The sequence below is a fragment of the Baekduia sp. genome, from assembly GCF_035996765.1.
Lineage (GTDB): Bacteria > Actinomycetota > Thermoleophilia > Solirubrobacterales > Solirubrobacteraceae > Baekduia.
Genome location: NZ_DASYJG010000076.1, coordinates 1 through 11998, shown reverse-complemented (window position 1 = coordinate 11998; position 11998 = coordinate 1). Strand labels below are relative to the sequence as shown.

11 protein-coding genes and 1 riboswitch are annotated in these 11998 nt (G+C 68.7%); of the genes, 1 reads left to right on the top strand and 10 read right to left on the bottom strand.

The window, feature by feature from the left end; all coding sequences use genetic code 11:
- Positions 1 to 71 precede the first annotated feature (71 nt).
- Both VGO10_RS16955 and VGO10_RS16950 read right to left on the bottom strand, forming a co-directional pair.
- Positions 72 to 1286 carry a spermidine/putrescine ABC transporter substrate-binding protein gene (locus VGO10_RS16955; protein WP_327470516.1) on the bottom strand — a complete coding sequence of 405 codons (1215 nt, stop codon included), beginning with the start codon at positions 1284 to 1286 and terminating at the stop codon, positions 72 to 74.
- Entirely contained in the window at positions 1279 to 2433 is a 1155-nt protein-coding gene (locus tag VGO10_RS16950; RefSeq protein WP_414642250.1) for an ABC transporter ATP-binding protein, read from the bottom strand. The genes VGO10_RS16955 and VGO10_RS16950 overlap by 8 nt, the downstream gene beginning before the upstream one ends.
- Before the next feature lie 195 nt (positions 2434 to 2628).
- Between VGO10_RS16950 and VGO10_RS16945 the strand changes: the two genes are divergently transcribed.
- Entirely contained in the window at positions 2629 to 3450 is an 822-nt protein-coding gene (locus VGO10_RS16945) for a chromosome partitioning protein ParB (RefSeq protein WP_349258958.1), read from the top strand.
- A 15-nt stretch (positions 3451 to 3465) separates the two neighbouring features.
- Here the strand turns inward: VGO10_RS16945 and VGO10_RS16940 are convergent, their stop codons facing one another.
- The 8 genes from VGO10_RS16940 to VGO10_RS16905 all read right to left on the bottom strand — a co-directional run.
- Entirely contained in the window at positions 3466 to 4641 is a 1176-nt protein-coding gene (locus VGO10_RS16940) for a sn-glycerol-3-phosphate ABC transporter ATP-binding protein UgpC (RefSeq protein WP_327470508.1), read from the bottom strand.
- A gap of 10 nt (positions 4642 to 4651) precedes the next feature.
- Positions 4652 to 5482 (bottom strand): carbohydrate ABC transporter permease, encoded by an 831-nt coding sequence (locus VGO10_RS16935; protein WP_327470506.1) that lies wholly within the window; start codon positions 5480 to 5482, stop codon positions 4652 to 4654.
- Positions 5479 to 6378, bottom strand: a complete 900-nt coding sequence (locus VGO10_RS16930; RefSeq protein ID WP_327470503.1) for a sugar ABC transporter permease — start codon at positions 6376 to 6378, stop codon at positions 5479 to 5481. Before VGO10_RS16930 ends, VGO10_RS16935 begins: the two co-directional genes overlap by 4 nt.
- Positions 6378 to 7628, bottom strand: coding sequence for an extracellular solute-binding protein (locus VGO10_RS16925; RefSeq protein ID WP_327470501.1), 1251 nt, complete (start codon positions 7626 to 7628; stop codon positions 6378 to 6380). The genes VGO10_RS16930 and VGO10_RS16925 overlap by 1 nt, the downstream gene beginning before the upstream one ends.
- Before the next feature lie 69 nt (positions 7629 to 7697).
- A complete protein-coding gene (gene serA / locus VGO10_RS16920) occupies positions 7698 to 9311 on the bottom strand; it encodes a phosphoglycerate dehydrogenase (RefSeq protein WP_327470499.1) in 1614 nt (537 codons plus the stop codon).
- On the bottom strand, positions 9308 to 10441 hold the full coding sequence (gene serC / locus VGO10_RS16915) for a phosphoserine transaminase (RefSeq protein WP_327470497.1): 1134 nt from the start codon (positions 10439 to 10441) through the stop codon (positions 9308 to 9310). The genes serA and serC overlap by 4 nt, the downstream gene beginning before the upstream one ends.
- Before the next feature lie 20 nt (positions 10442 to 10461).
- Positions 10462 to 10544: riboswitch (ZMP/ZTP riboswitch) on the bottom strand.
- Between the two features lie 21 nt (positions 10545 to 10565).
- Positions 10566 to 11555 carry a ketol-acid reductoisomerase gene (gene ilvC, locus VGO10_RS16910; RefSeq protein WP_327470495.1) on the bottom strand — a complete coding sequence of 330 codons (990 nt, stop codon included), beginning with the start codon at positions 11553 to 11555 and terminating at the stop codon, positions 10566 to 10568.
- A 65-nt stretch (positions 11556 to 11620) separates the two neighbouring features.
- Positions 11621 to 11998: lytic transglycosylase domain-containing protein (locus VGO10_RS16905; protein ID WP_327470493.1), on the bottom strand; the 378-nt coding region annotated here is incomplete at its 5' end.

The following is an 11998-nucleotide window of genomic DNA, read 5'->3' as shown; positions in this document are numbered from 1 at the left end:
CACAGCAGACCCGGGCCGAGGAACAGCCACGGCAGGAGCCTGCGGCGCGTGTTCAGTGACAGCATCGCCGCTTACGCTCCCGTCACGTCGGCTATCGCCTGCTTCATCGTGCGCTCGTCGGCGTCCGACAGGGCCGGATACGGATGCAGCTTGGCGAGGATCTCGTCGGGCGGGAACACCAGCGGGTTGTTGGCCAGCTTCGGGTCCTGCTTCTCGACGAGCGACTTCACGCCCTTGACGGGCGAGAGGTAGTTGACGTACAGCGCGATCTTTGCCGCGATCTCCGGCTCATACACGAAGTTCATCATCGTCTCCGCCGCGAAGACGTGCTCGGCGTGCGCCGGGATCATCATGTTGTCGGTGAAGAACATCGCGCCCTCGTCCGGGTAGGCGAACTCGAGCTCCGGGTTGTCGGCCTGCAGCTGCACGAGGTCGCCGGAGTAGGCGACCGCGACCCAGACGTTGCCCTTGGCCAGATCGGTCGTGTAGTCGTTGCCGGTGAAGCGCCGGATCTGCCCCGCGTTCTTGGCGACCTTGATCTTCTCGATCGCCTTCAGGATCTCGTCGATCTTGGCCGTCGAGGCATCGATGCCCATGCCCAGCAGGACGAGACAGGCCGAGTCGTAGGGCTCTGACAGCATCGTCACGCGGCCCTTGAAGGCCGGATCGAAGAGGTCGTTGACGCTCTCGAGCCTGCGCCCCGTCTTCTTGGGGTTGTAGCCGATCCCCGTGCCGCCCGACTGCCACGGCAGCGTGTAGGTGCGATCCGGGTCGTAGTTGATCGACTTCAGGTTGGCGACGAGGTTCTTGATGTTGGGGATGTTCTTCTTGTCCAACGGCTCGCAGTAGCCGTCGCGGACCCAGCGGGCCGCCATGTAATCGGTCAGCGTCACGATGTCGCGGCCGATGTCCTGACCCTGGGCCAGCTGCTGGCGGACCTTGCCGAAGAACTCGAAGTTGTCGTTGATCTCCTCGACGTACTTGACCTTGACGTCGTAGCGCTTGTCAAAGCTCTTGAGCGTGTGCTCGTCGATGTACAGCGGCCAGTTGGCCCAGACCAGCCCGGACAACGGCGACCGCGGATGGTTGACCGTGATCGGCTTGGAGGCGTTGACGCTGTGGGCCGCCTCGCCCTCGATCGAGCAGCCGGCCAGCGCCGAGCCCAGCGCGGTCATGCCCAGCGCCGCCGCGCCCGAGCGGCCGAGGAAGCGCCGGCGTGATATCCCGCCGGACTTCGTGTCGAAGAGCAGGCGCTCCAGCGCGCGCTCGATGTCGCGGTCAGGCATCGCGAGTCACGACGAACGTGTGCTGCGGATCCCAGGTCAGCAGGACCTCCTGGCCGACGCCCAGCGCCGACGGCTGGCCGCCGTCGCGATTGGGGGCGATGACCGTCAGCTCCTCCCCACCCGGCGCGGTCACCACGTACTGGATCGAGACGCCCAAGAAGGAGGCGACGGTCACCGTGCCGCGCAGCGCGTTGCGGCCGGGCGGCGTGCCCTGATCAGCCGGGACGAGCTCGATCTTCTCCGGCCGCACGCCGATCCGGACGGCGTCGCCCGGAGCCTCGGACATGCGCGAGCACGGGACCTGCACGGTGCCGTCGTCGGTCTCGACAACCGCCAGCTCCGCGCCGCGCTCCAACACCTTGCCATCAACAAGGTTCGAGACGCCGAGGAAGTTGGCCACGAACGCCGTGTGCGGGCGCTCATAGAGCTCTTCGGCCGTGCCGGCCTGCTCGATCTTGCCCTTGTTCATGACCGCGATCGTGTCGGCCATCGACATGGCCTCCTCCTGATCGTGGGTCACGTGGACGAAGGTGATCCCGATCTCCTGCTGGATGCGCTTGAGCTCAAGCTGCAGTTGCTTGCGCAGGCGCAGGTCCAGCGCGCCGAGCGGCTCGTCGAGCAGCAGCGCCCGCGGGCGGTTGACCAACGCGCGGGCCAACGCGACGCGCTGGGCCTGGCCACCGGAGAGCTGGCCGGGACGACGCTTGGCCAGCGGGCCGAGCTGCACCATGTCCAGCGTCTCGGCAACGCGGCGGGTGACCTCGGCCTTCCCGATCTTCTTGCGCTCGAGGCCGAAGGCGATGTTGCGCTCGACGTTGAGGTGGGGAAAGAGCGCGTAGGACTGAAAGACCGTGTTGACGTCGCGCTTGTAGGGCGGCAGGTCGGTCACCGCTTGGCCGCCGAGGTAGACGGTGCCCTCCGACGGATCCTCAAAGCCGCCGATCATGCGCAACGTGGTGGTCTTGCCACAGCCCGACGGGCCGAGCAGCGCGTAGAACGCGCCGCGCTCGATCGAGAGCGTGAGATCGTCGACCGCCACGGCATCGCCGAAGCGCTTGGTCACGCCTTCGAGACGGATGTCGGCTTCCGCCGGCGCTGCAGCGTCGGCTCGCTCTCCCTCAGGGGTAGCGATCGGTGTCCCCTCCATAGTGGCCCTCCTCAAGGCACCTGCACCGGTATGGCCAACAGTAGGCATGGTTTCGGACTTCCGTCAACGTGTCTTCGGCCGCCGGGGCGCCGGATCGTCGCCCACGTTGTCCGCAGTGGCGCACGCGATCGCCACGATGGCGTGTCAGTTCCGACACGGGGTACCTTGCGGGGTGTGCCACCGCGGAGCACCGGGATGTCCGGCGCCGACGCGCAGGACGACTTCCTGCGTGCTCGCAGACGACTGGCGCTGTCACGCCTGCGCCGCTGGCTGCGCCGCGAGCCGGGCGACATCGACCACATCCTGCCGTTCGAGGAGGTCGTCGCAGCGCTCGGGCGCGTGCAGGAGCGCGACGCCGGGTTGGCGGTCGTGCCGCTGGACGCGATCGTCGGGACCGTCGACCGGATGCAGGGCTTTGACCGCCACTTCCGCCCCACCACGCCGCAGGTCCGCGCGCGCTGGGAGCGGATCGCCGCCGCGATGCGCCGCGGCGAGCCGATGCCGCCCGTCGACCTCTACCGCGTCGGCGACGTGTACTTCGTCAAGGACGGCCACCACCGCGTGTCGGTCGCCCGCGCGCTGGGCCGCCACGACATCGATGCCCACGTGACCGACGTCGTCACGCGGGTCGGCGCGGGCCAGGACCTCCAGCGTGCCGACCTGCCGCTCAAGAGCCATGAGCGCGTGTTCCTCGAGCGCGTGCCGCTGCCGGCCGCCGCGCGCGAGCGCGTGCGTCCGAGCGACCCGTGGGACTTCGCCCGGCTGGCCGAGAACATCGAAGCGTGGGGCTGGCGCTGGACCCAGGAGCACGAGCGGCTGATCGACCGCCGCGAGCTCGGGCGACGCTGGTACGAGGAGGAGTATGTGCCGGTCGTGACGCTGCTGCGCGATGCCGGCATGCTCGGGCGCGGGACCGAGGCCGACGCCTATCTGCGCGTCGGGGCCGACCGCTACCGGCTGCTGCGCACGCACGAGTGGAGCGAGGACGTGCTCGCCCGCCTGCGTGCGGAGCTGTAGGTCGCCGCCTGTGCCTCACGAGACGCGGATCGCGCGTCCGTCCTCGGGGTGGAAGAACTGCATGCGGCTGCTGTCCATCCAGAGCTTGGACGACTTGCCCTGCTGCACCGTCGTCTCTGCGTCGAGGCGGGCGACGGCGCGCCCGGCGTTGTCGGGCAGGTCGGCGGCGCCGGCGTCGACGGCGAGGTCGCGCAGCTCCTCGTGGCTGACGTCGCCACCCTCGTAGCTGAAGTAGGCGTACACCTCGGAGCCCATCGACTCGGTGACCTCGATCGGCGCCTCGAAGGTCACGCCGTGGACTGACTGATCGCCGACCAGCGCCGCGTCCTCGAAGTGCTCGGGCCGGATGCCGACGATGACCTCGCCCCGAATCGCACCGTCACGCAAGGCCGCCTTGTGCTGGTCATCGAGCGGGACGTCGACGAACGGCAGCTTGATGCTGTCGCCCTCGACCGCGGCGCTGAAGAAGTTCATCGACGGCGAGCCGATGAAGCCCGCGACGAACAGGTTGTCAGGGTGCTCGTAGAGGTTCTTGGGGGTGTCGACCTGCTGCAGCACGCCCGCGCGCATGACCGCGACGCGGTCGCCGAGCGTCATCGCCTCGGTCTGATCGTGGGTGACGTAGATCATCGTCGTCTCCAGCCGCGACTGGATCCGCGAGACCTCGGTCCGCATCTGCACGCGCAGCTTCGCGTCGAGGTTGGAGAGCGGCTCGTCCATCAGGAAGACCTTCGGGCTGCGGACGATCGCGCGCCCCATCGCCACCCGCTGGCGCTGGCCGCCTGACAGGTTGGCCGGCTTGCGGTCCAGGTGCTGCTCGAGGTCGAGGATCTTGGCGGTCTCGCCGACGCGTTTGTCGATCTCCTCCTGGGGCAGCTTGGCCAACTTGAGCGGGAAGGCCATGTTCTCGCCCACGGTCATGTGCGGGTACAACGCGTAGCTCTGGAAGACCATCGCGATGTCGCGGTCTTTCGGCGCTCGATCGTTGACGACGTCGCCGTCGATCAACAGCCGGCCCTCGGTGATGTCCTCCAGCCCGGCGACCATCCGCAACGCCGTGGACTTCCCGCAGCCCGACGGGCCGACCAGGATCAGGAACTCACCGTCGGCCACTTCCAAGTTGAAGTGCTTGACGGCCTCGTAGCCGTCGCCGTAGCGCTTGGTGATGTCGTCGAGCGTGATGGTGGCCATGGATGCTCCTTTAGCCCTTGACCGCGCCGGCGGTCAGGCCCGCCACGATGCGCCGTTGGAAGAGAAGGACCATCACGACGATCGGGATGGTCACGATGATCGCCGCCGCGGCGATGGCGCCGGTCGGGGCGGTGAACTGCGAGACGCCGGTGAACGACTGGATCGCCGGCGGCACCGTCTGCGCCTTCGTGGTCGACGTGAGCGACAGCGCGAAGATGAAGTCGTTCCAGGCGTAGATGAAGACCAGGATCGCCGTCGTGAACACGCCGGGCGCGGCCAGCGGCAGTATGACCTTGCGAAACGCCTGCATCGGCGTCGCGCCATCCATCTGCGCCGCCTGCTCGAGCTCCCACGGGATCTCTCTGAAGAACGCGCTGAGCACGAAGATCGCCAGCGGCAGCGTGAACGTCATGTACGGGATGATCAGGCCGAGCCAGCTGTCGTAAAGGCCGAGCGTGCGCCACATGTCATACAGCGGGCCGACGATCGAGACCGGCGGGAACATCGCGATCGCCAGCGCGGCGGCCAGCAGCAGCCGCCTGCCCGGGAACTCCAGGCGCGCGATCGCGTACGCGGCCATCGACGCGAGGGTCACGGCGATCACCGTCGAGATCAGCGCGATGCCGATCGAGTTGCGCAGCGCGGCGGTGAAGATGTCCTGGTCGAAGATGCTGCTGTAGTTCTTGAAGGAGAACGACTTGGGCAGCAGCCGGCCGTCATTGACGGTGGCCGGCGTCTTGAGCGACAGCGACAGCAGCCACAGCACCGGGAATAGGGCAGCGATGACGATGACGGCTTCGGCGGCGCCCCAGCCATAGAGCCGCCTACGATCGAGGGTCATCGCCCGCCTCCCTGCTGGCTGAGGTTCGCGCCGAGGAAGCGCACGTAGAGCCCGGCGATGATCAACACGCAGACGAAGACCAGGACCGAGACGGCCGAGCCGAGGCCGAGGTTCAACCGCGTCAACAGCGTGTTGTAACCCAACTGGCTGACGGTCTCCAGCGAGCGGTTGGAGCCGTTGGAGAGCACCTGCACCGTGTCGAAGATCCGGAAGGCGTCGAGCGTGCGGAAGAGCAGCGCGACGAGGATCGTCGGCTTCATCAGCGGGATCGTGATCTTCCAGAACCGCTGCCATGTGCTCGCGCCGTCGACCCGTGCCGCCTCGTGCAGGTCGTCGGGCACCAGCGCCAGGCCGGCGAGCAACAGCAGCGCCATGAACGGCGTGGTCTTCCAGACCTCGGCGAGGATCGCCGTCAGATAGGTCGACCAGGTGGTGATCAGCGGGTCGTTCTGGAGGTGCAGGACGGCCGGCACGAAGCCGCCGTCTGCCTTGGAGAACGCCAGCCGCCAGGCAAACGCGGCGACGACCGTGACGATGCCGTAAGGCACCAAGGCGCTCGTGCGGATCAGGCCGCGGCCGAAGATCGCGCGGTGCATCGCCAACGCGAGCAACATGCCCAACACGAGCTCGAGGCTCACCGACAGGCCGGTCAGCACCAGCGTGTGGAAGAGGTCCTTCCACCACAGGTTGGCCGACAGGACCGTGATGTAGTTGTCGAGCCCGATCCAGGCGGTGTTGTCAGGAAAGCGCAGGTCGCTGCGGTGCAGTGACAGCCAGATCGCGTAGAGGATCGGGTAGCCGGTGACCAACAGCATCACGATCGCGGCCGGCGCGCAGAGCATCATCCCCAACTTGCGCTCTGCCTTGGTGCGGTCGCTCATCGCCGCGCGTGCCATCAGAGCAGCCCCTTGGAGTCCAGCGCGTCCTGCAGGCGCTGGGTGAGCTTGGACAGGGCCGCCTTGGGCTGGAGCTTGTTGGCGGGTGAGAGCGTCGTGTAGACGGCCAGCGACACGTCGGCGTACAGCGGTGTGACAGGCCGCACGCCGGCGCTGTCGATCTGCTTGCGGACGAGGTCGGCGAACGGGTAGCTCTTCTTGAACTTGGGGTCGTCATAGACCTTGGAGAGCGTCGGCGGCAGCGAGTCGAGCTGGGCGTAGAGGCGCTCGGGCTGCTCGCTGGATAGGCACGTCGCGGCGTCGAAGGCCTGCCTGGGGTGCTTGGTGTGCGAGCCGACGCCCCAGTTGAAGCCGCCGATCGGGGCGCGGTTGGGGCCGCCCTCGTTGACCGACGGATAGGGCGCCCAGGCGATGTCGTCCTTGAGGCCTTTGACGGTCGTGTTGGACTGAGCCGACGCGTACACGAACGGGTAGTTGAGTTCGAACGCCGTGCCGGTCGGCACCTCGAAGGCCTGGCGCGCCTGGTCCTCCTTGGCGGCCGGGAGCGTCGGGTTCGCGGGGCCGGCGGCGAAGTCGTGCATGATGGTGATGGCCTTCAGGCCGGGCGGGCCGAGGCCGACGCCGCCCCTGCGGTTGAGGATCGAGCCGCCGGCGCTCTGGATCACCGAGTTGAACCACACCGTCGTCCCCTCGTATTGGGCGTTGGTGTAGGCGATGGTCGTCTTGAGCTTCGTGGCCGTGTCGATCAACTGCCGCCAGGTCTTCGGGACGGGTTGGCCGTTGAGCTGGCTCTTGCGGTACCAGAGCAGCTGGGTGTTGGAGTTGCCCGGCGCCGCATACAGGCGGCCCTTGTAGGTCGCGGTCTTCAGCGGGCCGGCGAGGCGGCCCTTCTTGAGCTCCGCGGCCTGGGCCGCCGGGAACGGCTTGATCCACTTGGCCTCGGCGAACTCCGCGGTCCACACGACGTCCATGGCCATCAGGTCGATCGAGGAGTCGCCGGCCGCCAGGCGCCGGACGAGCGACTGACGTTGACTGTCGGCATCGGTGCCGAGCAGGTTGACCTTGATCTTGTAGGCGCCGTTTGACTGCTGTGAGCAGTAGGCCGCCGCCTTCTGGAAGGAGCCGCCCGGCTGGTTGCCCGCCCACCAGTTCAAGGTGACCGTGCCGTTGCTGCTGGAGCCGCCGCCGCAGGCCGCCACCGCGAGGGTGGTCGCCGTCAGTGCCACGATCAAGATGACCCGACTCCGCATGCCGTCAGGTCCCTACCCGGGCGTGGGCGCCCCGAACCAACGTCCGGGGCGCCTTTCCGGTGCGTCGTCCTACAGGGTGATCGCGCGCCCGCCGGTGAAGCCGTCGGTCGCCACCATCGCGTCGACGACCTCGCGCGGGACGGGCGCGTCGGTGGTGAGGACCATGACGGCCTCGGTGGTAGATCCCGCGGGGTGGGCGGGATCGTCATCCTGGCGGCCGACGGCGGCCGACACGATGTTGACGCCGGCCTCGCCGAACGCGGTGCCGATGCGGCCGATCATGCCCGGGCGGTCGCCATAGCGGAAGACCGCGAGATGCTCGTCGAGCTGGACGTCGAACCGCTGGCCCCAGGCCTCGAGCAGGTGCGGGCGGTTGCGCCGGCCGAACGTCGTGCCGACCACGCGCTCGGTCTTGTCGCCCGAGTGCACGGTGATGCGCACCAGGTTCTCGAAGTCGCGCGCGCTGGCGCTCTTGGTCTCGACGATCTCGATCCCGCGCTCCTCGGCGACCGCCGGCGCGTTGACCGCGTTGACGTCCTCCTCGGTCTTGCCGGCCAGGACGCCGAGCAGCGTCGCGGTGGCCAGCGGCCGCGTGTCGCGGTCGGCGATGCGGCCGAGCAGCTCGACGTCGATGCGATCGACCGAGGAGCCCTCGGCGAGCGCCATGGCCAGGCGACCGAGGTGCTGGCAGAGCGGCACGTACGGGCCGAGGACCTCCAAGTCCTCCGCCTTGATCGCCGGCACGTTGACGGCCGTGGTGACCGCGCCGCCGGTCAGCGCCGCGACGACCTGCTCGGCGGCTTGGAAGCCGGCCCGGTCGGTCGCCTCGGCCGTCGAGGCGCCGAGGTGCGGCGTCACGATGACATTGGGCCGGCCGAAGAACGGCGACTCGGTGACGGGCTCGGAGCGAAAGACGTCCAGCGCCGCGCCGCCGACCTTGCCGCTGTCGAGCGCGGCGACCAAGTCATCGTCGTTGATCAGCGGGCCACGAGCCACGTTGAGGACCTTGACGCCGTCCTTGCACTTGGCCAGCGCCTCGGCGTCCAGCCAGCCCTCGGTGTCGGGCGTCTTGGGCAGGTGCAGCGTCAGGAAGTCGGCCTCGGCGTAGACGCCGTCGGAGCTCTCGGCCTTCTCGACGCCGAGGTCCTTGTAGCGGTCGGCCGCCACGAAGGGGTCGAAGGCGACGATCCGCATGCCGAAGCCCTTGGCCCGCGCCGCGACGAGCTGGCCGATGCGGCCGAAGCCCAGGATGCCGAGGACCTTGCCCTCGAGCTCAACACCCGACCACTTCGAGCGCTCCCACTTGCCGTGGCCGCTGAGCGCGGCGTGGGCCTGCGGGACGTTGCGGGCCAGGGCCAGCAGCAGCGCCATCGTGTGCTCGGCGGCGGTGACGACGTTGGACTCCGGTGCGTTGGCGACGATGATCCCGCGCTTGGTGGCGGCCGGGACGTCGACGTTGTCGACGCCGACACCGGCGCGGCCGATGGCCTTCAGGTTGGTGGCCTTCTCGATGACGTCGGCCGTCACCTTGGTGGCCGAGCGGATCAGCAGGCCGTCGTAGTCGCCGATCCTCGCGTCGAGGTCGAAGCCGTCGTTGTCGAAGGCGGTGTCGACGTCGAAGTGCGCTTTGAGGAGGTCGATGCCGCTGGCGCCGATCTTCTCGGCGACGAGGACGCGGGTCATGCCTGCGCCTCGACGATGTAGTCGATGCAGCGGGTGAGTTGCACGATGTCTTCCGGATCGATGGCGGGGAACATGCCGATGCGCAGCTGGTTGCGGCCGAGCTTGCGGTAGGGCTCGGTGTCGACGATGCCGTTGGCGCGCAGCGTCGCGGCGATGGCCGCGGCGTCGATCTTGTCGTCGAAGTCGATCGTGCCGACGACCAGCGAGCGCTTGGCGGGGTCGGTGACGAACGGCGTGGCAAACGGCGAGGCGTCGGCCCAGCCGTACAGCGCGTTCGAGGACGCCGTGGTCCGGCCGACCGCGAAGTCCAGGCCGCCGTTCTCGTTCATCCACTCCACCTGCGCGTTGAGCAGGATCAGCGTGGCGAGCGCGGGCGTGTTGTAGGTCTGGTCCTTGAGCGAGTTGTCCAGCGCGGTGGTCAGCGACAGGAACTCGGGGATCCAGCGGTCGGTGCGCGCGCCGACCTCGGCGATGCGCGCTTGCGCGGCCGGGCTCAGGAGCGCCAGCCAGATGCCGCCGTCGGCGGCGAAGCACTTCTGGGGCGCGAAGTAGTACACGTCGCTCTGGCTCGCGTCGACGGGCAGGCCGCCGGCGCCGGAGGTGGCGTCGATGAGGACGAGGGCGTCGTCGGAGCCTTGCGGGCGCTGGACGGGAACCATGACGCCGGTCGAGGTCTCGTTGTGGGCCCAGGCGACGACGTCGACACCGGCCTCGTAGGTCGGCGCGGGTGCGTCGCCGGGCTCGCTCTTGACGACGATGGGGTCCTGGAGGAAGGGCGCGTTTGCGGCGACGCTCGCGAACTTGTTGGAGAACTCGCCGAAGCTCAGGTGCAGCGAGCGCTCGCGGATCAAGCCGGCGGCGGCGGCGTCCCAGAACGCGGTCGTCCCGCCGTTGCCGAGCGCGACGACGTAGCCGTCAGGCAGGCTGAAGAGGTCGCTCAGCCCGGCGCGGACGCGGCCGACCAGGTCCTTGACCGGCTTCTGCCGGTGTGAGGTGCCCAGCAGGTGGGCGTCCTCGGTGGCCAGCTTGGCCAGTTGCTCGGGCCGGACCTTCGACGGGCCGCAGCCGAAGCGGCCGTCTGCGGGCTTGAGCTCTTCCGGGATGGTGAGCGTGGTCGCGCTCGTCGTCATGGGGCTCCTCGGGGTCGGTATGGGAGTGCCCAGGCGTGCGGCGGAGAGACACCGTCGCTCCCCGGTGGTAACCCACCTCGAGACGCCAGTTGCGACGGCTCGAGGAGGGTACCGAATGCGGGGACTAGAACTCGGTTTGGATCCAATCCATATGGCTGCGGAGCTCCTTGCCAACGTGCTCGACCTTCGTGTCGGCCTGCTCGGCGCGCATGCGCTTGAAGTTCTCCTGGCCGGCGCGGTTCTCGGCGATCCACTCGCGGGCGAAGGTGCCGTCCTGGATCTCGCCAAGGATGCGCTTCATCTCGGCGCGGGTCTCGTCGTTGACGACGCGCGGGCCGCGGGTGTAGTCGCCGTACTCGGCCGTGTTGGAGATCGAGTAGCGCATGCCCGCGAGGCCCTTCTCGTACATGAGGTCCACGATCAGCTTGAGCTCGTGGAGGCACTCGAAGTAGGCCATCTGCGGGTCATAGCCGGCCTCGACCAGCGTGTCGAAGCCCGCCTGCACGAGGGCGCTCGCGCCACCGCAGAGGACCGCCTGCTCGCCGAACAGGTCGGTCTCGGTCTCCTCCTTGAAGCTCGTCTCGATGACGCCGCCGCGCGTGCCGCCGATCCCCTTGGCGTATGCCAGCGCCACGCCCAGCGCGTCGCCGCTCGCATCCTGGGCGACGGCCACCAGGCACGGGACGCCGGAGCCCTCGAGGTACTGGCGCCGGACGAGGTGGCCGGGGCCCTTGGGGGCCACCAGCGCCACGTCGACGTCCGGCGGGGGGACGATCTGCTCGTAGTGGATCGAGAACCCGTGCCCGAACATCAGCGTGTTCCCGGCGGCGATGCCGTCCTTGAGCCCTTCGTCCCAGATCTGACCGTGGAGCTCGTCGGGCGCGAGGAGCATGATGATGTCGCCCTGGCTGGCGGCGTCAGCGGGCTCTGCGACCTTCAGGCCGTGGGCCTGCGCCTTGGCCACGCTGCTGGACCCAGATCTCAGGCCGACGATGACGTCGACGCCGGAGTCCTTGAGGTTGAGGGCATGGGCGTGGCCCTGGGAGCCGTACCCGATGATCGCGACGGTCTTGCCGTCGAGCTTGGAGAGGTCTGCGTCGTCGTCGTAATACATAGGGCTCGGAGGCTACAAGGCGCAGCCTCCGGGCCACCTCGTCGACGGTCCCTGCGCCGCGGGGGCTATCCGCCGAAGCGCTCCCGCAGGGACAGCACGTTGTTGACGTAGGCCTGCGTGTCGGAGAACAGGCCGTGGGCCCGAACGGACTGAAGGCCCTGGTAGTAGCCGGCCACGGCCTCCGCGTCGTTGCCGCCGCTGTCTGACAACAGGGAGTGCAGCAGCAGCGAACCGGCGCGGATGTTGTCGGCCGCGGAGGTCGTCGACAGCGGCGGCGGGGTGGCCAGGTTCTGGCCGATCCAGTTCCAGGTCGAGGGCATGATCTGCATGACGCCGACGGCGCCGGTGGACGACACCTCGCGGTTGTTGAAGCCGCTCTCCTGGTAGCCGATCGCCTCGGCCAGCGACGGCGGCACGCCCTCGCTCGCCGCGATCGAACCGAC